Origin of the sequence: Burkholderia pyrrocinia, from assembly GCF_018417535.1 — a bacterium.
GTDB lineage: Bacteria > Pseudomonadota > Gammaproteobacteria > Burkholderiales > Burkholderiaceae > Burkholderia > Burkholderia pyrrocinia_E.
Genome location: NZ_CP070979.1, coordinates 901219 through 923428, shown reverse-complemented (window position 1 = coordinate 923428; position 22210 = coordinate 901219). Strand labels below are relative to the sequence as shown.

The following is a 22210-nucleotide window of genomic DNA, read 5'->3' as shown; positions in this document are numbered from 1 at the left end:
CGCTCGCGTTCTCAAGCAGACGGTCGAGCACGCCCCAGGTGAACGCACCGTGCATCCCCCCGCCTTGCAGGGCAAGGGCAATCGTCTTCAGCGCGATCGGCCCGCTTGTCGGACTGGACCATTTATGACCTCCTGAACGACGTGTCGAGTATGCCAGTAGCGTGCACGGGCGCCGCGGGTTGCCGAACGAATTCCGCCTGAATCCGCACGTCGATTTCGTCGCCTACGGCCGGGAACCACGTCGATAGTCCAAACCTCGCGCGGCTGAAGCGACCGTCCGCCGAGAAGCCGAGTGTGTCCTGTTTCGTCAGTGGATTGGGTGCGAAGCCATTGAACGTCACGTCAAGCGTCACTGGTTGAGTAATGCCGTGGATCGTCAGATCGCCAGTCAACGTACCGCGCGCCTCTCCAGTGCGTTCGAAACGCGTGCTGACAAACCGGATCTGCGGATAACGCGCCACGTCGAACATATCAGCACCTTGGACGAGCTTGTCGAGTAGCGGCACGTGGGTGTCCACGCTGGCGGCATCGATGGTCGCTGCGACAGAACTTCTGTCGAGCCCACCTTCGTTCCAATCGAGCTTCGCGGTTGCACGATCGAGGCGCATCGTGAAGCGCGAATACTTGAAGTGATCGACATCGAATGTAATGCTCCAGTGGTATGGATCAAGTTCGTACTGGCCTGGCGGCACCCGCTTCTCCGACTGACTGACGGTATGCGTGACCACCCGGAGTGGCATGCATGAAGCGACCATTGCTAGCACCGAGATCCACAACGCACGCATGACAATCGCATAAACGGAATGCTTCTTCATCGTTTCCATCCCAGTGTCCAATCAACCCGGCTCTGCCGGACCCTCAATTGATCGGAGGTGGCACGACATAGGTCGTCACGCCGGCTAGTGGCGATCCATATCTGCTGGACTGCGCGTTGTTCAGCAAACCCTTGGCGAGTTGCTCCCGCGGATTCGCTGGATTCAGATTCAGTTCTCCCGCTTGCCGATCACCGTGGGCGGAGTACTCGTTCCCGCGTGCGGCTCGCTGCATCAGCCGAGTGCTGTTTTTAGGCGTGTTGATATCGTCACGAACTGGGACCTTGCGCAGTGACGCTGCCCGCGGTACCGCTGGCACGATTCCTCTCAACGCCGTCAGCACTCGCGACGCGCTTGCTCTCGTGAAAACGTCTTGCATGTCAGGTTCCTTCGCTGCCGGCCTCGTACAGTCTTTCGATATGCAATGAGTAGACTCTGTTCCGTCGCCGGATATTCCCGCGGGCTGTGTAAGAGAGTAGGGGAATAAGGATGCCGGTTCAATGGTTTACCGATTAGAGCGTCGTGCGCTGGAGTCAAGTCGACTGTGGACATCACGCGCTCGAAAACCAAGGGGTAGCGACATGAAATCGAATTCGCTTAATTGGCTTGCTGGCCAATCCGCACGTGGTTCATTCATAGTAAGCGCGGCGCTGATGGCAACGTCAGCCTGTGTGTACGCGCAAACATCGACGGAGCCCGGTATCCATCAGATCACCCGCGCAGAAGTGCGTCAGGAACTCAAGGAACTGGAGGCAGTGGGATATCGCCCCGTTCCCAATGACTTCTACTACCCGGATGACATTCAGGCGGCGGAACAAAGACTGGCGGTCAAACATCAAGCGGAACGGGATGCGCTGACCGGAAGAAACCCGAAAGTGCAGACGAAGCCCGCGCCATGAATGCAACAGGTAGCGTGTACAGGTCACCCGCGGTTTCTCGAAGCCAGGCGTGGTCGGTTTGAGGGGCGCCCCGTGGCGGGTTCGGTTTGGCTACTGGTTGGTAAGACATCGTTCACCAAGACGTCTCTAACATCGGACCACTCGCGAATCCCGGCTCTCGCCGAGGGGGCTGTGACCTTCAGCGCGGATGCAGAAGTCTATGCAATCACTCATCTGTCTGCCCGCGCTCTAGGGTACCGCCAGCCGGTATGGGGGAGCTGAGCGAGGGGTGTTGGATAGTGCACCTGATCGAGCAGAGGGAGCATTTGACTGGCGACTCAAGCCGGAGATAATTCGGGGCGGCAAGCTTGGTTAGCTCGATGAATCTGCGTCAGCTGAGGCTTTTCCCCAGGATTTGTCCGCGCATGATTATCGATCACATGACCTCCGCGCGCTACGCCAGAGTAATACGAGGTGATTTTGGCCGTCGGGGAATAAAAACGACGTACTGACGGTTAGATTACTGTCGGTCACGGAATGTGGTTACTGCAGGAATTTCACAATGGCTGATCCGGTCAGCGCGCAGCGCTTTGAGAAGCTTCTGTTACCTCACATGAATTCGGCCTTCAATGTTGCGCGATGGCTGACGCATAACGACCAGGATGCCCAGGACGTGGTGCAGGAGGCGTATCTGCGCGCGTTCCGGTTTTTTGGTGGATTCCACGGCGACGATGCCCGCGCCTGGTTGTTGCGCATTGTGCGCAATACGTTCTACACCTGGTATCAGCAGAACCGGGGCCACGCACCGGACACGTTGGAGTTTGAGGAAGATATGCATAGCCTTGAGACGAGTACCGCTGATCACGACAACGGTCCTGAAGCAATGCTCATACGCAGCCAGAGCCGGAAGCGGGTGCACAGGGCGTTGCAGAGTCTGCGTCTGGAATACCGGGAGGTAATCGTGCTGCGGGAGCTGGAGGAATTGTCGTACAAAGAAATTGCCGCGATTGTGGATATCCCGATGGGGACGGTGATGTCGCGCCTCGGACGCGGGCGCCAGCAACTTGCGGCGCTTCTCGCCCCGACGGATCAGGAGGCGTGATGGATCACGACCAGGCCTTCGAACTGCTGCCCGGCTATATCGACCAGGAATTGAGCCTGTCCGAGGCGCTTGAATTCGAGCGCCATATGGCAGGCTGCGAGCAGTGTCAGCGGGACTACTCGCAACAGCACCAGGTGAGTGTGCAGCTAAGGCAGGCGGATTTGCGTTTTGAGGCGCCCGCGGAACTGGTTAAGCGTATCAAGGCCGCGTTGCCGGGACGGCCATCGCTCTGGCAACGACTGGTTGAGCGATTCGGTTCGCGCAGTGGCGGCGAGGCATTGGGCTGGGCGCCGGTCGGCGCGATGGTGATGAGTGTGGTCGCGTTGACGTGGGGCGCAGGGTTGTTCCTTTCGGTGCCGTCGAGCGAGACGCGTCTGAGTCAGGAACTCGTGGACAACCATATCCGCTCGTTGCAGTTCAATCATCTGTCTGATGTGATTTCAACCGACCGGCACACGGTCAAGCCGTGGTTTGACGGCAAGCTGGACTTTGCGCCGCCAGTGGTCGATCTGGCGCAGCAGGGATATCCGCTGGTCGGTGGGCGGCTGGATTACTTGAATGGGCGGTCGGTGGCCGTGATGGTGTACCGGTACAAGCTGCATCCGATCAATCTCTATGTATGGCCGGGCGACGACGCGGGCGCCATACCTCATATCTACCAGCGGCAGGGCTATCACCTCGCGCACTGGAGTACTGGAGGAATGAACTACTGGGCAATTACCGATGCCGGGGACATGGAACTGAACGGCTTCATCTCGGACCTGCGAGCGCATCCCGCTTCCTAGCCGGCGCAACGCGGCACGCGCACTGTGGACTATCCGGGTGACGCTCATGCATCGTCATTCGCCAGCGTGCCGCGCAATGTCGAGAAGGGTTGTCAGGCCTGGGACATCTGGGACGCCTTGGACAGCACGCGGACAGGCACCGGGTCGTCGCGGCCCTTCAGTTGTGCATCAAGTCGCGGCAGGTCTGCCGCCGAAACGCCGGCATGCTGGAATACCTGTTCGGAGACGATAGCATCGCAACCGAGTTCTTTTGTCAGTTCCTCGAGTCTTGAAGCCACGTTCAGTGGGTCACCAATTGCCGTGAATGTCGCGTGCTCGCGAAAGCCGATCTCACCCATTACCGCTTTACCACAATGCAATCCAATGCCAAACCGTATGGGTGTTTGCAATTGCTGCTCGAGCACAGCGCTGAGTTGATCAATGTTGGCTGCCACCAACGGCACCGCACGGAGCGCCTGGCGACAAGCAATGGCTGGCTCGCAGTGTAAGCCGAAGATCGCGAGCACGGCGTCCCCCATGAACTGATTTGGCATCCCACCCGCCTGGACCACCGCGGCACAGACAGCGCTCAGGAAGCGGCTGACTACGAATATGCTGTCGAACGGTAGTTGTGCCGCAGCAAGCTGTGTGGAGCCCCGCATGTCCACGAACATGAACGCCGCGAATCGCTCTTGCGGCGTGACGTCCTGCTGACGCCGCGGGAGGAAGGCCGTGGACGCGGCCGGCGGGACGAGGGGCCACACTGAGAGATCGTGGATTGGCCGTAGCTGGCAAGCGAGCCGCACTGTCTGCGAGTCAGCTCCCAGTCGCTCCAGGACGCGCCGCTCCGCCTCGGATGGCGTGGGCAGCGGCAGATCGCTGAGCACACGTACTCTGCACAATGTGCATCGGGCACGGCCACCGCATGTGCTGGCATGGGGAATGCCGGCCATCCGACTGGCTTCCAGCACCGAAAATCCGAGCGGCGTGAATACCTTGCGCCCGTCCGGATACAAGATGCAGAGTCGTCCGCGCTGGCGCTCCCGGACTGTGCGCAGCAGCCGCGCTCCAAATACCAATAGCAGCGCACCGCCATCGAAAAGCAAAAAGTCGCTGCGCAGATCGGCGAGCCAGAGATTTTGCAATCCTGTCCCGACAATCGTCGATCGGGTCGCTGCTGCGCGCCAGACGGGATTCTGAGCGAGTGCGATCACTTCGCGTCCGCCTTGCAGGAAGCCTAGCAGGGCGAGTACCGGGAGCAGTACGGCGACGCTCAGTAGCACGCTCCGCCACGCCCCAAACCACGGCTTCAACCGCAACCAATACCAGACACCACAACACCCATGCGACCAGGCAACCACCAGCAGCATCAGTTGCACCTGGCCGAAGAACGGCGAAGTGATCCAGAACGAGTACAACAATTGCGCGTATCCCTTGTTCAGGCCGAACGCGGCAAATGCGACCCGCGTATTGGCGAGATGGTTTGCCAGCAACGGCGGAATGCACAATCCGAGGACGAGTTGCGCTGCCTCACCCCGATTCCAGTGCACAGAGCGCCGCTCATACAGAGCCCACAGACCCAGGAAGAAATGTGTCGCCAGTGCGCTGTACAGCACACCCGTTCCAAGCCATCCCTGCCAGATGAACTTCTGCACGAGCAGACCACGCTCCAGCCACGCAAGTGAGATGTTGCCCAGCGAGTGATTCAGGAGATGCGTCCCGACATAGGTAAACAGTACCAATCCGCTGGCGAGCCGAACTGATCGCACCCCCGTCGGCCGCAATCTATGAAAACTGGGAAAGCGCGACATATTCCGCTTTTAACCCTCTCGATCAGGTGCAATTCGTTGAGTGTCAATTCGGGGACAGCCCGAGGTTGCGGCGGCGCGTGTCTAGTCATGCATCCAACGTCTTGCCCCAACGTCCTGCTTGTCGCATACGTAGTACGGCAGCTTCCGAGTGGCGAGAACCGCCCTACCAGACTGTGAGCATTGCACAGCTTTTCTCATGCGTGGCAGATGGACTATCGTACACACTCCGGATTACCTTTCGAGCTCGCCTTGGAGTGACATACTGCCTCAGAAAATCGCTGCAACACCGATAATGAACCGCAAACGCTCTGGTATTCCTCTTGGCCGATCCTGCCGTCGAGGATAACTGACATTCCCGATGCTCGGGCTATGCCGCTGATGTCCTATTCTCCCCTTATTCGCCCCTTTTTTTCGTGCGGTCTTGTTTGCAGGACTGTCGGTTGGGTTCAGATATTCCTGGATTCGACCGGCTGTCAGGCATGCATCTATGATGCTCGAATGAAAGGCAGTCGATCAGCGATACGGACCTAAGAATTCCTGTAGAAGATACGAGAAGACACTCGCCATGTTGCCCAGTTTCGTATGGTTCCAGAGTAGGCCAACGGTAGCGTCGACAACGGCAACTTCATCTGGGTACAGCAGAAAACGTGTGCACGGCAAATGAAAGATCATGGTCATCTGCAATGACCACGAGCTTGCACTTCGGCGAATTTTCCTCGTCGTGCCATGCCCGGCAAGCTGACACGGCACACGAGAGGTTGGCACAGGGTGCGTATGAAACTACTTCCGACGAGGCTCGGTGGCGTGTGGTTCACGAGCCGAAATAAACATGGCAGAAGCTAGCAGGTCCGACACAGGTCGACGGATCTGGGGGAGTCATCTTTTGTTTGATGTGGCCGGAATCGCTTGCGCCGTTCATTTCGGCGCCCATGCCACTGTCGCTTTTTTGCTGCTGGGGGGTGGCGGCTTGCTGCTCAGCGTCCTGAGCGGCCACTTTCGCCTCCGCAGCTTGAATATCTGCGGGATAGGTTGTGTCGTCGTTAGCCGACGGATTGTATCCAGCCTGTTCGATCCTGATGAGGTCGGCACGTACCTGCGCTCGGGTGAGTGGAGCGGACGCGGACTGCGCAAAAGTCACTGAAGAGCTGACGAGCGCGCTGAGCGTCAACGCCAGCAAGGCGAGCTTTTTCATGATCTTGACTCCTTCCAACAAGGGACCCGGTTTGCCGGGGAACTGGTGAAGAACGTTGCCGCGTGGCTCAGGATCCGGAATAAATAGTGCAGAAGCTGACAGGTCCAACGCAGGCTGACAGATATGACGGGGGTGTCTCCCGTTTGATCCGGCCGGCATTGCTTGTGCCTGTTGTTGCGGCACCCATTCCACTGTCGCTGTTTTGCTGCTTGAGCCGCGCGACTTGCTGTTCAAAGATCGGCGCAACGTCGGGGTACGACGTGTCGCTCACGAAATTCAGACCATTGCGTTCGGCTTCAATCAACTCCTGCCGTACCTGCGATCGGGTCTTTTCCTGAGCCTGGGCATTGATCGAAATACCCGCTGCTGCGGCGAGAATCATAGTTCGTTTGTTCATTTTGGACTCCGATTTAAATTTGTGAGAGTTGTGGGTTCGTATCATGAAGCGCCCGGAAAAATTACCCGGCTTCTCTTTTCTCTGTTCACTTCAATGTGAGGGGCCAGAAACGCCGTAGTCGTGATTGGCGTGCTCACACCACGGTATACCGGGAGCGGGTGCCTCTTATTCCCAAAGTTGCCAAGGACGCAGGTAAACATGAAGCAGTTAGCGATCGGGTCGTCTGGCAAGTTGCTGGAGCAGATCAACGGCATTGGTCGCTCCATCCTCAGCCACACATTCATCCCAGCCGCATGGCATGGAGGCGACGTTCAACGTCAGCGAAGTGACGTCCTCTGATCAGTTCGATTCAAAGTGTCGGCGCGTACGTATAAAAAGAAGAACGCTTGTGGCACCAATTTCGTGCGCAGAATGCAGCTGAACTGCTGCGGACGCGGTGGTGCGCTCCGTGCCGGAGTCTACGCCGGCGATCACGAGAACTTCGGGTTCTGAAGATGATGCTCGAACGACGCATGTACACCGGTAGGTTGTTGGTCTCCAGATGCTTGGTCGTCACGACTGCGCGTAAGTACCTGCCACGGAGTCAGAGCGCGTAAGGCGCGTCACTGCGGCGAACCGGTCGTGAGAGAGTGCACACGGTCGGAGGCAGGCGGCAGTAGGGAGGATGCAGTGTCGCCGCAGAGCACGTGGCATAGCTGTATAACTCGGCGGCGTTCAGGAATCGTAGCCTGTACTGGGATTCCTGTTGCCATACAAAAAGGAATCCTCATAAGGGTAGGAAAGGCGATGCGAATGGCAGCTTGTATCCCCGGCGCGATCGTGTAGTCGATCCAGACCGGCATACCAGGGGACGCTCGAGGAAGCTCGTGGCTTGACGTTGTATGTGGGGATACCAAAGCGCGCAGTGCACAACCGGTAGTGCGGAATAAAAGGCGTGCACCGATGGTCATCTAACGGTCGGGAACGGCTCGTGATGCTTTGACAATTCGAGTTCAACATGAATGAACAGACTAATGTAAGGCGTTTTGAAAGCTTGGTAATGCCTCATATGAATTCCGCATACGGTGGCGCCAGATGGTTGACCCACAACGACCAGGATGCACAGGACGTTGTTCAGGAAGCGTATGTCAAGGCATTCAGGTTTATCGATGGGTTTCAGGGTGTTGATGCACGTGCCTGGTTGCTGAGCATCGTCCGCGATATCGGACCATTGGCAATCCATGCGGTCATCGATGATCTTCGAAGCGGCCGACTTGTCAGGGTTTTGCCGGAATATCACCAGAGGATGCTTGGCGTTTACGCAATGTATGTGTCGAGGCAGCTCGTGGACGCGAAGATCAGGACGTTTCTTGATCATTTGAGTATGACGTTTTCACTTGCACTAGGCGCTGACGAGAGGGGACTGGATTCGATTCCAGTGCAAGGCAGTGATGCCTGTCGGCCGGATTTCGAGGGAACCATTCAAGCGCAATACCGAACGCAGCACTCCGGCGTTCACCAATCTGCAGTTTCCGTTTCGCTTTCGTCGAGGAGAAGATAATGAAGACGCGTTTCATGATCGTTGTTGCAGGGTTCGTTGCGCTTTCATCTGCTATGTGCGATGCGCAATCCGATACGCCAGCCCCGCAAACGACTCAATCGGCAATGTCGCCTCACGCAGCAAAGAAGGCCGAGCGCGCAGCGAACCGCGCGTTCGCAAAGACGATCCGTCAGGCAATTTTTAGGGCGCGTGGTATCGGCGGCGCGGAAATCACTGTATTTGCCAAGGCAAAGACGGGCGAAGTTACACTGACCGGATTGATAACGGACGAGTCGCAAGAGAAAGTCGCCGTGGACGCGGCTCGCCAGGTATCCGGCGTGACGTCGGTGACGAGCCAACTCGAGTTGCGATTGGAAGCGGGGCAATGATACAGAGCGTTCAAATTTCTATGGGCTTCGACGAACGACGACCGATGCCATGCTATGGCAAGGGTGCAGATCGGCATGACTTGCACCCTGCTCATTGAAGAGTACGGCTCCATTCTATCGAAAAGTCCGCCGAAAACTCGCTCACATGATGGCACTGTTTACTGGGGGCCGCTCAATCCTCCTCAATATGCCGGACGGATCCTGCTACACGACCAGCGAGCACGACGGCCTGCTGGAGATGTGCCGCGACCTCGGCGATACGGTTGCGTGCGGTGAGATCCTGGCTCGCATTTATCACATGGGTCGGACCGGCGTTCCGCCGGTGGAGTACCGGGCCGGGCGGGATGGGGTCGTGGCAGCACGGCATTTTCCCGGACTCGTAAAGATCGGCGACACGATCGCGGTCGTTGCAGCCGTAGTCGAGCGCGACATGCTGGTGGGAGGTGTCCGATCAGGTGCTCAAGCGTAGCCTGAGCGCAAACCGCCGTTGAAAATCAGCACCCTGGCCCAGGCCGGCTGAAACGCTGCTCGACCACCTCGGTTCCCCAATGCGTGCCCGCGGACTCGCTGGTCAGCGTAAAGCCGAACGACTCATACAGATGGCGCGCCGAATCGAGGCCCTTGAACGTCCACAGGCAGGTTTCGCGAAACCGCCGCTCATCGACGAAGCGCATGGCTTGCGTCATGAGTTGGCGCCCGATGCCCGCCCCGCGCAACGCGTCGTTCACGATGAACCATCGCAGATGCGCGACGTCGGTTGCCGGGTCGCCGTCGATCGCGAGCGACGCGAGCGTGCGTCCGTCTTCCTGGCAGAGCCAAAGCGCCTTGCCGTCGGCCGGCAGCGCGCCCGCGAACTCGGCAAGCTCGGTCGCCACGCGCTGTTCGAAAAAGACGCCGAATCCCCAGTGCTCCGCATAGAAGCGCGCGTGAAGGCTCGTGATGTCGCCGATGCAGCCCGGTTGGTAGCCTTCGCGAATCTGCGGCGCGTCGGGTGCCGCGGCGGGCGCCATGGCGGCGTTGTCTTGCGCGAGCGCATCGGCATACAGCGCGAGCGAGCGCAGCAGCGCCTGCTGGTCGGCCGGAATCATGCGACGCAGCGCATTCGACACCTGGTCCGTCGCGAACTGGTCGATTCTTTTCCGGAGCTTTTTCCCTTCGGCGGTGAGGGTCAGCTCGGTCGCGCGCGCATCCTCGCTCGACACGCGGCGCTCCACGATACCGGCGGCCTCGAGCCGGGCGAGTTGCCGGCTCGTGTTCGATTTGTCGAGGCGCAGGATATTGCCGAGATCCTTGGCGTTGATGCCGGGCGCCATCCCGATCTCGAGGATCGCGTGAACGGCCGAAGGCGCCCAGTCGCTGTCGGCCAGCGTCGCGCGCATGAAGCCGAGCTCGCGAACCAGTTTGCGGGAGAAGTCGCGAAGTTCGAGGATGGTCGCGTCGCGAGGCTTGGCGGGAGCGTCGATGAGATCCATGGTGTCTGCCCGAAAAGGTTGCGTGTCGCAATCAATAATAGTTGCGGGTCGCAACTTCATCAAGGCGGATTTTCGGCGAAGCGGTGGCCCCTGAGTCGCCTTCGGGCGGCCGGCGTTGAAGCCGCTCAAGGGGCCCGAACGAGCCGGCAGTTTTTGGCGGTGAATGGTCGCGGCGCGGGTGGCGGAGTGCGGTTACGTGGACGCATACTTGGCATATCGAGTCGACCTGCGGGCAGGGGTGTCGACCGATCGTCGATCCGGTTGCGCACCGCGGGCCGTCGACAGGACGGGATGCGTCGTTGTCGATCCAGGTCTGCGGACCACGGAGACCACCATGAACAAGCTGTTGCCGATGACGATTGCGTTGCTTGCCGGATCCGGCATCGGCGCCGGATCGCTCCACGCTGCCGGCAGCATGGATGCGCTGCCGTGCAGCGCGGCGCATGCGGCGGACCGGGGCGGGAACGCCACGATGCCGGGCACGTCGGTCCGCAGCTTTTCGACCGCCGGCTGCTCGGGCGCGGTGCTGCAGGGCGAACGGGCCACCGCGACGGTCGACGGCGACCGGGTCGAACTGCGGGACGGCACCGTCTATGTGAACGGCCGGTCGTACGGCGCCGTCACGCCCGCGCAGACGGTCGAATACGAGGCCGCGCGCGACAGGCGCATATTGAAGGTCGACGGGAAAGTCCGCACGCCGCAGCGCTGAGCGTCGATCCCGGCTTCCGTCAGCCGCGACGCGTCGCGCGTCACGTCGTCTTCGGATAGCTGACTTCCATCCCCGCGCGCACGTCTTGCTGGATGCCGTACTGCGCGAACAGGTAGCGCAGCCCGTTGCGCGACAGCGCTTCAATCCCCGCGATCGCCTGCCAGTGCGTCCGGCGCCAACGCCTTCAACACGCCGGCAGACGGCGCGCCGCGCTTATTCGACCAGCGTCAGCCGGCCGTCGCTGAGCCGCACCTCGCGCCCGACCCACGCCGCATCGACGCGCGGCAGCACGGCCGACGGCTTGCGCAGTTCGCGCAGCAGCGTCGCGCCGTGCGACAGCCGGCCGCCCATCCGCGCGATCACGGCGCGCGCGGCCTGGTACTGCGCGTGCCGGCCCGGGTCGAGCGTGTCTTCCAGCAGGATGTCGTGGCCGAGCACGCCCTGCGCATGGCCCGGATAGATCATGAAGCCGGTCGCTTCGTCGGTGCCTTCGCTGCCGTCCTGCCAGAAGCTGCCGTTGCGTTCGCGGCACTCGGGATGGAGCGCGAACCACGCGTCGCGATCGGCGGCCGGCATCGCATGATGCAGGCGGAAGAACACGCGCATCAGGTTGTCGCGATACCACTCGCGCACCTGCAGATACCAGCCGCGCATGCCGGGTGCGCCGAGCGTGTGGAGCACGCGGACCGGCAGCGGCCAGTCGGGAAACGTCTGCAGCGGCAGGTTGGTGGCCGCCGGCCGTGCGGTGCCCGGATCGGTTTCCCACGGTAGCCGGTGCGGGCTGTCGTCGAGTTGGCCATACACGGTCGGCGGGCGCCCCCACAGCGCGCCGCCGCTGCTGGCGAGCGACGCGGCGATGCACAGGTTGCCCTGCACGACGAACACGTAGAAGCGCGTGAACCAGTCGGCCAGTTGCCGGCCGTCGGCGCGCTGCTCGACGAGTGTCGCGAGTTCCCGGTCGAAGCGCCGCAAGCCGTGCTCGAGCGTCGGCAGGTGCCCGCGCGCGACGCGCAGCATGCGCCAGAACACCGGCAACGAACGCAGCAGGCGCAGCGGTCGCCAGCGCAGCGGCGGCGTCGCGCCGCCGATCTCGCCGCTGTAGTTGCCGGCCGATACGCCCCAGTCGGCCAGGCGCGCCAGGAACAGGTCGTTGTTGATGTACGACGCGCCGCCATAGAGCGCGGTGAAGGGTTCGTTGTCGCGCAGCACGCGCGCATCCCAGCGCGCCATGACGGCCGGGATGCTGCCGGCCGCGCGGCGTTGCGCATATTCGACCAGCCGGCTCGGCTGCGGCGGCAGGATCTCGGCGATGTTGGCGGAGGTCAGGTGCCGGTGCCAGCCGTAGCTGCTGATCGGCCGGTACTGCAGCAGCCATAGCCGCGTGCCGTCCCATGCCCATTCGACATCGCCCGGCACGTAATGGAACGCGCGCAGCACGCGTTGCAGGAACGTCCACAGTTGCGTCGCGGTCAAGCCGTGCGCGGTCGGGAACGTGCCGCTCTGCCAGGGCTCGCCGAGCCGCGACAGGATCGCGCGTTGCGGGCTCGCCTGCCCGTCGGCGAGCATTTCGAGGTGGCCCTGCACCCATTCGACTTCGACCGCGAGATGACGCACGAACGCGATGCCGGACAGCACGGGCGTGACGAAGCGCTGCACGACCGCTTCCTCGAGGCCGCCGTCGAGCAGCTCGGCCACGCGCGCGGCCGCCTGCGACGCCGGTACGCGCAGGAACGTCGTGTGCAGGCCGGCATTGGCCGCATCGGCCTGGTCTTCGCCATGACTCGACGAGCGGATCGCCCACTCGGCGTCGGGCTGGCTCGCGAGAAAGCCGGGCAGGCGCGGGTCGTCGGCGCGGGTGAGCGACAGTGCGGGCGGCACCGGCAGCCCGGCCATCGTGGCCAGCGCCAGGCGCCCGCCTTTCGTGTGGGCGACGAAGCCCGTGTCGCCTGCTTCGAGCCACTGCGCGAAGGCCGCCGGCGCATCGATCCACGGATAGTGTCCCCAGCCGGCCTGCAGCGTGACGGTGAGGTCGGCGCGCGCGAGGATCGCCGACCATGCGGCGGCCTGGCGCACGCCGAGCACGTTGTCCTGGTCGCCCCACACGAGTTCGATGCGATCGGTGACCCACTCGAGCAGCGGCAGCGCGGTATCGGCGCGCACGAGATCCCAATGCGGCAGGAATGCGCGGCAGCGTGCATAGCCGGCGCCCATGCGGCGGTACTGCGCGCGTGTCCAGGTCTGGTTCGAGAACTTGCGTGCGAACAGCGTCGGGTAATGCGCGAGCAGCCAGTGGATGGTCTTGCGCAGCGGCTTCGGCGCCATCAGTTTCGGCAGGCGCCGCTCCCACAGGAACGCGCCGACGGGCGCGAGCAGCACGCTGCGGCTGAAGTGGCCGGGGCGGCGCTGCAACGCGTGCAGCACCAGCAGTGCATTCACGCCGACCGCCATGATCGCGTGGCCCGGTTCGGTCGTCTCCAGCAGCGCTTGCGCGTAGGCGGCGAGGTCTTCGCAGGGCGGCGCGGGATTGTCGCCGAAACCCGGCAGTTCCAGCGGCACGGGTTGGTAGCGCCGGAAGTGGGGCAGCGCGTCGTCCCACCAGTCGGCCGCGCTGCCGTTGCCGGCGAGGAGGTACAGGATCGGTTTGCTCATGGAGGCTTCGTCGGTCGACGAACGTCGCGGTTGCGCTCGCCCGATTACGTGGCGACGTCAGCAGATGCCACGGGTCTCTTCTGCATTGCGCCAGTGCGATTGGAATTGCAGCGTGGCCCTGTTCGGGTTGATTGTTGCGGGCATTCTACGCGAGTCGATTCATTGCGATATTCATTCCGGGTTTCGGATTATTCGATAAGCAATCAATACGCGTTACCGGGTTGTCGATTGACCGAGATGTTCAGACCGACTCCATTCAGACGCTGGTCAGGGATTACCGGTGCAAAAAATCCTGATGCCGGCAATGCAGCCGTAACCGGTTCGCTTCACGCATCGACGTTCGACTCGGCACGCGGCGTCTTGCCCGTCCAGCGTCGATACGCGTGACGAAAGCTGCGCGGCTCGCTGTAGCCGAGACGTTCCGCGATCGCCGCGACCGTCAGCGTGTGGTCGTCGAGCATCCGTACGGCTTCGTCGCGACGCACGTCGTCGAGCAGCGCCTGAAACGTGATGCCGTCCTTGTCGAGCCGCCTGCGCAGCGTGCGCTCCGTCAGGTGCAGCGCATCCGCGAGCGACGTCATCGACTTGAAGCGCGACAGGTCGCGCGCCATCAGCTCCTTCGCGCGATCGGCGAAGCGTGTGCCGACCGACGCGGCCCACTGCCGTTCGAGCACTTCGCACTGGCCGTGCAGCGCGTTGAAGCTGACTTCGTTCGCGAGACGCGGCGCTTCCGTGCCGTTCACGGACGTGAACACGAGACGGTTGTCGCCCGCATTGAACGCGACCTTGCAGCCGAAGTGGCGCGTGTAGTCGGCCGCGTTGCGCGGCGTGCGGCGCGCGAGTTGCACCTGCTCGGGCCAGACCGGCTTGCCGACGAGATCGGACACGATCAGGCGCAGGCTGGACAGGCACATGTCGACCTGAAACACCTCGAGATCGGGCTCGCCGTTGTAGCGGCCGATCGTCACGCTCATGCCGTCGGTGTGCGCATCGATACGCACGTCGAAATACAGCCCCATGAACAGCGGAAACTGGCTCATGCACCGGAACGCCTGCATCACCGAGCCGCTGATCAGCATCGCGTAGCCGGCGAGGCCGAGCGTCGATACGTGCAGCCGCGCGCCGATCGACAGCCCGATCGACGGCACGCCGCTGCAGCGCAGCAGGTTGCGGAAACAGCGCTGCTCCTGGCCGCGATTCACGTGCAGGTTCGGCGACGCGACTTCGTCCGCGCCGAGCCCCGTGCCTTCGAGCAGCGCGGCGCCGTCGATGTGCCGCACGCGGCACTCGTCCAGCGCGACCGCGATCGCGTGGACGGTGGCGGGAATGTCCTCCTGGCGCCCGGCCGGACGCGCGAGGCCGAGGGACGAACGCAGGCTGTGCTCGGCCCTGCTCTGGTTTCGATGGGAGCGGCTGTCCATGGTGCTGAGGCGGCGACGGGATCGCGTAGAACATAGCCGGAATGTCCGCAAAACGCCAGTGCGGCACAGCAGCATTCACGACTGGCCGGCGCGACACGCGGCGATGTGTCCGAAAATATCCCCAGATTACGTCCGCTTTTCTCATTCGCCCTCGATTTTTTGGCGCACCACACTCGTTTCCGAATCGTGCAATGCGCGGCGTTGCCGACGAAACGAGTGTTGACGTCATGAACGAAATCCACGTGAGGACCGCATGAACAACGACAGGTCAGGTCGATTCGCATCGGCCGTTTCGACGCATGACGCCGGGTCGCACGCGCAATCGTGCGACGCAAACGGACGACGCGCCGCGCATCCGCTCGGACTGTTCACGCTGGTGATCTTCGGCCTCGCGTACATGCTGCCGATGACGGTGTTCACGACTTACGGGATCGTCACGAGCGAGACGAACGGGCATCTGACGGCCGCGTACGCGGTGACGCTGGTGGCGATGCTGTTCACCGCGCGCAGCTACGGCTACATGGCGCGGCTGATGCCGAGCGCCGGGTCGGCCTATACGTTCGCGAGCCGCAACTTCGGCACGTCGGCGGGCTTCATGGTCGGCTGGGCGTTGCTGATGGACTACCTGTTCATCCCGATGATCAGCTACCTCGCGATCGGCATCTACATGAAGCAACTGTTCCCGGCCGTGCCGGCCAGCGTGTGGATCGTCGGGAGCATCGCGCTGATCACCGGGCTGAACATCGTCGGCATCCGGCTCGTCAATCGCGTGAACCTGATCCTGATCGCGAGCCAGCTCGTATTCATCGCGATCTTCGTCGTCGCATCGGCGCGGGTTGCGAGCGGCGAAGGCTTGTCGATGGCCGTCGCGTTGCCGACGTCGGGCGATGCGCGCGCGATCTTCGCCGGGTCCGCGATCCTGTGCCTGTCGTTTCTCGGCTTCGATGCGGTCACCACCCTGTCGGAGGAAACGCGCGAGCCGCGGCGCACGGTCCCGCGCGCGATCCTGCTCTGTACGCTCGCGAGCGGCCTGCTGTTCATGCTGATCGCGTACATCGGGCAAGTGGTGTTCCCCGACTGGCACGCATTCAAGGATCTCGATTCGGCCAGCCTCGACCTGATGCGGCGCGTCGGCGGCGGCACGCTGTCGGCGCTGTTCGTCGCCGTGTACGTGGCCGGCTGCTTCGCGAGCGCGATGGCCGGGCAGGCGAGCGTGACGCGCGTGCTGTTCGCGATGGGCCGCGACCAGGTGCTGCCCGAGCGCGTGTTCGGCCACCTGCATGCGCGGCTGCGCACGCCCGTGCGGGCGACGCTCGTGGTCGGCGTGGTGTCGCTGTCCGCGCTGTTCATCACGCTCGATCTCGCGTCGACGATGATCAGCTTCGGTGCGCTCGTCGCGTTCGCGATCGTGAACCTGTGCGTGATGCGCAGCTATCTGTGCCGGCCCGAGCACCGCCATGTCGCCGGCTGGATCACGTTCGGCGTGATGCCGGCGCTCGGCTTCGCAATGAACGTGTGGCTCTGGTCGGGACTGTCGCGCCAGACGTTCTACGTCGGCATCGGCTGGCTCGTGCTCGGGCTCTGCCAGCTCGTGTGGCTGACGCGCGGCTTCACGCGTCCCGCGCCGACACTGTCGATGAACTGAATGATCGGTCGCCGGATACCGGTCTTGAAACCCTGAAGGAGGAACGACCCATGAACGCTGTTGACGTCAATCTCGATGCGGACCTGCAGGCGCTCGGCAAGCGCCACCTGCTGATGCACTTCACGCACGCCGATGCGTATCGCGACAACGCGCTGACCGTGTTCGACCGCGGCGAAGGCTGCTGGCTCGTCGACCGCAACGGCAAGCGCTACTTCGATGCGCTGGCCGGGCTGTACTGCGTGCAGGTCGGCTACAGCCACGGCGCGGAGATCGGCGACGCGATCCGCGAGCAGATGGTCCGGCTGCCGTTCGCAACCAACTGGGGCTATGGCCACGAACCGGCGATCCGGCTCGCGCACAAGCTCGCGGCGCTCGCGCCCGACGGCCTGAACCGCGTGTTCTTCACGTCGAGCGGGTCGGAGTCGAACGAATCGGCGATCAAGCTGGTGCGCCAGTATCACCAGTCGCGCGGCGAGCCGCAGCGGCGCAAGTTCATCGCGCGGCGCGTCGCGTATCACGGCACGTCGTTCGGCGCGCTCGCGCTGAACGGAATGACGAACTTCCGCAAGCATTTCGAGCCGCTGATGTCGGGTGTGCGGCATGTCGGCAACACGAAGCGCTACGGCCGTCCGGCGGGCGAGACGGAAGCGCAGTTCACGCGCCACCTGCTCGACGAGATCGAATCGCTGATCGTGCAGGAAGGGCCGGACACGGTGGCCGCGATCGTCGTCGAGCCGCTGCAGAACGCGGGCGGCAGCCTGACGCCGCCGGCCGGCTATGCGGCCGGGCTGCGCGACATCTGCGACCGGCATGGCGTGCTGCTCGTCGCGGACGAGGTGATCTGCGGGTTCGGCCGGCTCGGCGAATATTTCGGGTCGGCGCGCTACGGGCTGAAGCCGGACATCATCACGTTCGCGAAAGGCATCGCGTCGGGTTACGTGCCGCTCGGCGGCGTGATCGCGAGCGACGCGGTTGTCGAAACGGTGCTCGACGGCCCGCAGCAGATGTTCCTGCACGGCGCGACGTACGGCGGCCATCCGGTCGCATGCACGGCCGCGCTCGCGAACCTCGCGATCATGGAACGCGAAGGCATGCTCGCGAACGTTCGCGACAACGAAGCAGTGTTCCGCCAGACGCTCGACGGCCTGCTCGAACTGCCGTGCGTCGGCGACGTGCGCGGCGACGGCTACCACTATTCGCTCGAACTCGTGACCGACAAGGCCGCGCGCTGCTGGTCGGCCGGCATCAGCGCGCAGGCGTTCGTGTCGACGCTGCTCGCGCCCGCGATCTTCGACGCGGGGCTGCTGTGCCGCGCGGGTGTCGATCATGAAGGCACGCCGATCGTGCAGTTCTCGCCGCCGCTCGTGATGTCGCGCGACGAGATCGTGTGGTTCGTCGCGCAGATCCGCGACATCCTCGTTGACGCCTATGCGCGTGCGACGCGCTGAGTCGGCATCGTTCATCACAGGAGCATTCGATGCGAACGTCACAACAGTCCTATATCGACGGCCAGTGGCTCGATCCGGTCGATGCACGGTCGATCGACGTGATCGACCCGGCCACCGCGCGGCCGTATGCGCAGCTCGGGATCGGCGGTGCAGCCGACGTCGACCGCGCGGTCGGCGCGGCGAAGCGGGCCTTCGACACGTACTCGCGCTGGTCGGTGGCCGAGCGCGTCGCGCTGCTGCAGCGCGTGCTCGAGATCTATCGACGCCGCTACGAAGCGGTCGCGCAGACGATCAGCCGGGAGATGGGCGCGCCGATCGCGTTCGCGCGCGCGATGCAGGCCGCGGTCGGCACCGCGCACCTCGAACAGACGATCCGCGCGCTGCAGTCGTTCCGCTTCAGCACGCAGACCGATTCGCTGCTGGTGTCGCACGAGCCGATCGGCGTGTGCGCGCTGATCACGCCGTGGAACTGGCCGATCAACCAGATCGTGTGCAAGGTCGCGCCAGCGCTCGCGGCCGGTTGCACGATGGTGCTCAAGCCGAGCGAGATCGCGCCGTTCAGCGCGATCCTGTTCGCGGAGATCCTGCACGAAGCCGGCGTGCCGCCCGGCGTGTTCAACCTCGTGCACGGTTACGGGCATGAAGTGGGCGACGCGCTGGCGCGGCACCCGGATGTCGACATGGTGTCGTTCACGGGTTCGACGCGCGCGGGCGTCGAGGTCGCGAAGGCCGCCGCCGATACCGTGAAGCGCGTGCACCAGGAACTCGGCAGCAAGAGCCCGAACCTGATCCTGCCCGATGCCGATATCGAGGATGCGGTCACGCGCGGCGCGCGCAGTTGTTTCAGCAACAGCGGCCAGTCGTGCAATGCGCCGACGCGCATGCTCGTGCATGCCGATCATCTGGCGCTGGCCGAGCAGGCCGCGCGCCGCGAGGCGGAGCGTACGGTCGTCGGCGATCCGCGTTCGCCGGAAACCGGCATCGGGCCGGTGGTCAGCCGCACGCAGTTCGACCGCATCCAGCACTTCATCCGGCTCGGGATCGAAGAGGGCGCGACGCTCGTCGCCGGCGGCCCCGGCCGGCCGGACGGGCTCGGCGACGGCTTCTACGTGCGGCCGACGGTGTTCTCGAACGTCACGCCGGGCATGACGATTGCGACCGAGGAAATCTTCGGGCCGGTGCTGTCGATCATGACCTACCGGACCGAGGACGAGGCCGTCGCGCTCGCGAACGATTCGGTCTACGGGCTTGCGGCCTACGTGCAGTCGAAGGATCTCGAACGCGCGCGCCGGATCGCGGCACGGCTGCGGGTCGGCAATGTCCACATCAACTACCCGGCGTGGAACCCGGCCGCGCCGTTCGGCGGCTACAAGCGCTCGGGCAACGGGCGCGAGTATGCGGAGTTCGGCCTCGTCGAGTATCTGGAGACGAAAGGCACGACGGGGTACACGGAAGGCGGCGCGCGCTGAAGATCCCGATCGCCCGGGTGTATCACGGGACGAATACGTTCTCGCCGGTGCCGACGCCGCTCGCGACGTTCGGTCGCAACGGCACGGCACGAAACGAAGCGTCATCGGCATTCATCGCGCGGCAGAGGTACTCAGGCCGCCGCGAAGCAGTCGGCCTTGATCAACGCCGCGTTTGCCGGCCATCAGTCCTCTTCGGGATCCGTTGCGGCCGCATCGGATCCCGCAACGGGAGCGGCGGCCCGCCTGCGGATCTCGGAGTCGAGGATCAGACGCCCGCGCAGCTTGCCTTTCATCCGCTTCACATGCTTGGGCGCCTCGGTCATGTGCTCGACCATCAGCGCACGTACGCGCTCGGCATCGCGCTCGCGTGCGGCCTGCAGGATCGCCTTGTGGATCGACACGTTCGCTGCGCCGAAGCGCTTGTGCTCGACGAGCGGCGTATCGTTCCGGAACTCGATCAACTGCCGGATCATCTCGTTGATCAGCTCGCAGCTGAATCGCAGGAACGGGTTCGGGTTCGCGGCCGCGAGGATGTCGTGGAACGTCGTGTCCTCCTGCCGCTGACGCAGCATGTGGCCGCGGTCGTGCACGCCCGACGCGCCGTCGCAACACGCAATGTTCGACTCCAGCGCCGCGAAGTCGCGCTCGGTCAGGTGCGGCACGGCGCCCGCCGCCAGCTCGGGTTCGAGCAGCTTTCGCACCGTATAGATGTCGTCGATCGTCACGTCCTTGAAGAACAGGTAGTTCTGCAGGAGCTGCAGCGTGCGGTCGAGCGGCACCTCGACGACCATCCCGCCGCCCGACGGCCCCGTCGTGACCTTGATGAGCCCCTGCACCTCGAGCGACTTCAGCGCCTCGCGGATCGTGCTCTTGCTGACCGCATAGAGCTGCTGCAGCTCGGCTTCGCGCGGCAGGCGGTCGCCCGGCTTCAGGTCCTTCTCGGTGATCAGCCGCTTGATCTCCTCGGCAACGAGGTCGGCCCGCTTCGGCTGCTTGATTTCGACCGCGAGGCCCGCCCTGGCTCGGTCCATGACCATCTTCAAGACTCCTTTGTGTGACTGCGCGCCACGTCATCGTCGACGATCCGTTCCGGCGCAGGGTACGGAATTTTGCCTGATTGACACCAATTTTGATCAACTCTAGCATCAGGTTCATTCTATTTATCATGATAAATAGGATCAACCGGTGGCGCGCATCCTGCAGGGCGTGGGCACGGTTTGGCAGTCGGTCGCATCGCGTGTGTCCCCCTTTATCAGGAGCGTCAACTTGAATCGCCGAGAACTGTTGAAACTGGCCGCGCTGTCGGCCGTGCCGGGTGCGCTCGGCAGCATGTCGTCCCGTGCCGCGTTCGCGCAGGGTTCGCCCATCCAGCTTGCGTGCCCGGTACCGATGTCGGGGCCGTTCGCCGCCAACGGCAAGTACGCCGATCTCGGCATGCAGCTCGTCGTCAAGCAATACGGCAAGGTGCTCGGCGCGCCGCTTGCCTATACGGCGCTCGATACCGAGGGCAAGCCCGCGACTGCGGTGCGGCGCGTGCAGGAGATCGCGCAGCAGAAGGGCGTGCGCTTCTTCGCGGGCGGCATCCTGTCGTCCGAATCGCTTGCGATGGGCAAGGAAGTCCAGAAGGCGGGCGGCGTGTTCATCACGACGGCCGGCGCGGACGAGATCACCGGCAAGGATTGCAATGCCGCGACGTTCCGCTGGTCGGTGCCGACCTTCGGCGCGATCGAGCAGACGGTGCGCCCGCTGGTCCAGATGCTGCCGAAGGCGAAGCGCTGGTACACGATCACGCCGCAATACGTGTTCGGCGACGGCCTGCTGTCGGCCGCGAAAGCGATCTTCAAGGAGAAGGGCATCGAGCATGTCGGCAACAGCTACCACTCGCTCGCCGAGAAGGAGTTCAGCGGCTACCTGACGAACGCGGCGGCCGCGCAGCCGGACGTGCTGCTGATCCTGAACTTCGGCTCGCAATCGTCGGACACGCTGCGCCAGGCCGTCAGCTTCGGGATGAAGCGCAACTGCACGATCCTGCTCGCGTGGGCATCGGGCCTCGAGCAGTTCGAGGCGCTCGGGCCCGACATCTGCGACGGCGTGTATTTCGGCGCGCAGTACTGGCACGGCATCGATTCGCCGCTGAACCGCGACCTGGTGAAGCGCGCGAACACCGCGTTCAACGCGAACCCGAACTACAGCCTCGCCGGTTCGTACATCTGCTCGAAGATCATGATCGACGCGATGGTGAAGGCCGGCAGCGCCGATCCGAAGAAGGTCGTCGCGGCGATGGAGGGCATGAAGTACGACGGCCTCACGGGCCCGGAGGAAATCCGCAAGGGCGACCACCAGGTGCTGAAGAACTACTACCTGCTGAAGGGCAAGCCGAAGGGCCGGATGAAGAACGCGGACGATTACGCCGACATCGTCAGCTCGGGCCAGTCGTTCCTGCCGATCGAAAAGACGAGCTGCAAGCTCGCGTGACGCGGTGCATGCGTCCGCGGCCGTCGTGCGCCGCGGACGTCCGTTACCTTCCTTTCCG

General features: G+C 63.3%; 18 protein-coding genes and 1 pseudogene. 11 read left to right on the top strand and 8 right to left on the bottom strand.

Annotated features, from left to right (window positions below; genetic code table 11):
• Nucleotides 1–122: 122 nt before the first annotated feature.
• A complete protein-coding gene (locus JYG32_RS37115; RefSeq protein WP_433960892.1) occupies nucleotides 123–785 on the bottom strand; it encodes a YceI family protein in 663 nt (220 codons plus the stop codon).
• A 608-nt stretch (nucleotides 786–1393) separates the two neighbouring features.
• Here JYG32_RS37115 and JYG32_RS37110 point away from each other — a divergent pair.
• The 3 genes from JYG32_RS37110 (at nucleotide 1394) to JYG32_RS37100 (ending at nucleotide 3577) form a co-directional block, all read left to right on the top strand.
• Complete coding sequence (locus tag JYG32_RS37110) at nucleotides 1394–1711, top strand: DUF4148 domain-containing protein (RefSeq protein ID WP_174378041.1); 318 nt, start codon at nucleotides 1394–1396, stop codon at nucleotides 1709–1711.
• A 541-nt stretch (nucleotides 1712–2252) separates the two neighbouring features.
• Entirely contained in the window at nucleotides 2253–2792 is a 540-nt protein-coding gene (locus tag JYG32_RS37105) for a sigma-70 family RNA polymerase sigma factor (protein ID WP_174378042.1), read from the top strand.
• A complete protein-coding gene (locus tag JYG32_RS37100) occupies nucleotides 2792–3577 on the top strand; it encodes an anti-sigma factor family protein (RefSeq protein ID WP_213267698.1) in 786 nt (261 codons plus the stop codon). Before JYG32_RS37105 ends, JYG32_RS37100 begins: the two co-directional genes overlap by 1 nt.
• 92 nt (nucleotides 3578–3669) lie before the next feature.
• Here JYG32_RS37100 and JYG32_RS37095 read toward each other — a convergent pair whose 3' ends face one another.
• The 3 genes from JYG32_RS37095 to JYG32_RS37085 all read right to left on the bottom strand — a co-directional run bounded on the left by JYG32_RS37095 (nucleotide 3670) and on the right by JYG32_RS37085 (nucleotide 6956).
• A complete protein-coding gene (locus JYG32_RS37095) occupies nucleotides 3670–5298 on the bottom strand; it encodes an adenylate/guanylate cyclase domain-containing protein (RefSeq protein WP_249744914.1) in 1629 nt (542 codons plus the stop codon).
• A gap of 880 nt (nucleotides 5299–6178) precedes the next feature.
• Nucleotides 6179–6559 carry a DUF4148 domain-containing protein gene (locus tag JYG32_RS37090; protein WP_174378045.1) on the bottom strand — a complete coding sequence of 127 codons (381 nt, stop codon included), beginning with the start codon at nucleotides 6557–6559 and terminating at the stop codon, nucleotides 6179–6181.
• 67 nt (nucleotides 6560–6626) lie between these two features.
• A complete protein-coding gene (locus JYG32_RS37085; RefSeq protein WP_213267697.1) occupies nucleotides 6627–6956 on the bottom strand; it encodes a DUF4148 domain-containing protein in 330 nt (109 codons plus the stop codon).
• 997 nt (nucleotides 6957–7953) lie between these two features.
• On the opposite strand from JYG32_RS37085, the gene JYG32_RS37080 reads away from it, so the two are divergent.
• The 3 genes and pseudogenes from JYG32_RS37080 to JYG32_RS37070 form a co-directional block, all read left to right on the top strand.
• The gene (locus JYG32_RS37080) at nucleotides 7954–8496 is read left to right on the top strand and encodes a sigma factor (RefSeq protein WP_213267696.1); all 543 of its coding nucleotides are present in this window, start codon (nucleotides 7954–7956) and stop codon (nucleotides 8494–8496) included.
• Complete coding sequence (locus JYG32_RS37075; RefSeq protein ID WP_213267695.1) at nucleotides 8496–8864, top strand: BON domain-containing protein; 369 nt, start codon at nucleotides 8496–8498, stop codon at nucleotides 8862–8864. The genes JYG32_RS37080 and JYG32_RS37075 overlap by 1 nt, the downstream gene beginning before the upstream one ends.
• Nucleotides 8865–9042: 178 nt before the next feature.
• Nucleotides 9043–9333, top strand: a pseudogene (locus JYG32_RS37070) (N-alpha-acetyl diaminobutyric acid deacetylase DoeB); the annotation flags it as partial.
• 25 nt (nucleotides 9334–9358) lie between these two features.
• Here the strand turns inward: JYG32_RS37070 and JYG32_RS37065 are convergent.
• Nucleotides 9359–10336: a bifunctional helix-turn-helix transcriptional regulator/GNAT family N-acetyltransferase gene (locus JYG32_RS37065; RefSeq protein WP_213268325.1), complete on the bottom strand. Its 978-nt coding sequence runs from the start codon at nucleotides 10334–10336 to the stop codon at nucleotides 9359–9361.
• A gap of 334 nt (nucleotides 10337–10670) precedes the next feature.
• On the opposite strand from JYG32_RS37065, the gene JYG32_RS37060 reads away from it, so the two are divergent.
• Complete coding sequence (locus tag JYG32_RS37060; RefSeq protein ID WP_213267693.1) at nucleotides 10671–11045, top strand: sugar ABC transporter ATPase; 375 nt, start codon at nucleotides 10671–10673, stop codon at nucleotides 11043–11045.
• A gap of 213 nt (nucleotides 11046–11258) precedes the next feature.
• Here JYG32_RS37060 and JYG32_RS37055 read toward each other — a convergent pair whose 3' ends face one another.
• Together JYG32_RS37055 and JYG32_RS37050 are read right to left on the bottom strand one after the other, a co-directional pair.
• The gene (locus JYG32_RS37055) at nucleotides 11259–13694 is read right to left on the bottom strand and encodes a PEP-utilizing enzyme (protein WP_213267692.1); all 2436 of its coding nucleotides are present in this window, start codon (nucleotides 13692–13694) and stop codon (nucleotides 11259–11261) included.
• 326 nt (nucleotides 13695–14020) lie between these two features.
• Nucleotides 14021–15115 (bottom strand): AraC family transcriptional regulator, encoded by a 1095-nt coding sequence (locus tag JYG32_RS37050; protein WP_213267691.1) that lies wholly within the window; start codon nucleotides 15113–15115, stop codon nucleotides 14021–14023.
• 253 nt (nucleotides 15116–15368) lie between these two features.
• Here JYG32_RS37050 and JYG32_RS37045 point away from each other — a divergent pair, with 253 nt between their 5' ends.
• From JYG32_RS37045 to JYG32_RS37035, 3 genes are read left to right on the top strand one after another with little or no spacing between them, the layout of a single operon-like run.
• A complete protein-coding gene (locus JYG32_RS37045; RefSeq protein ID WP_213267690.1) occupies nucleotides 15369–16760 on the top strand; it encodes an APC family permease in 1392 nt (463 codons plus the stop codon).
• Nucleotides 16761–16810: 50 nt separating this feature from the next.
• Nucleotides 16811–18208, top strand: coding sequence for an aspartate aminotransferase family protein (locus JYG32_RS37040; RefSeq protein ID WP_213267689.1), 1398 nt, complete (start codon nucleotides 16811–16813; stop codon nucleotides 18206–18208).
• Nucleotides 18209–18237: 29 nt separating this feature from the next.
• Entirely contained in the window at nucleotides 18238–19677 is a 1440-nt protein-coding gene (locus JYG32_RS37035) for an aldehyde dehydrogenase family protein (RefSeq protein ID WP_213267688.1), read from the top strand.
• Between the two features lie 182 nt (nucleotides 19678–19859).
• Here JYG32_RS37035 and JYG32_RS37030 read toward each other — a convergent pair whose 3' ends face one another.
• On the bottom strand, nucleotides 19860–20714 hold the full coding sequence (locus tag JYG32_RS37030; protein WP_174378060.1) for a FadR/GntR family transcriptional regulator: 855 nt from the start codon (nucleotides 20712–20714) through the stop codon (nucleotides 19860–19862).
• 229 nt (nucleotides 20715–20943) lie between these two features.
• Between JYG32_RS37030 and JYG32_RS37025 the strand changes: the two genes are divergently transcribed.
• Nucleotides 20944–22152: an ABC transporter substrate-binding protein gene (locus tag JYG32_RS37025; protein ID WP_213267687.1), complete on the top strand. Its 1209-nt coding sequence runs from the start codon at nucleotides 20944–20946 to the stop codon at nucleotides 22150–22152.
• The last annotated feature ends 58 nt before the right edge of the window (nucleotides 22153–22210 follow it).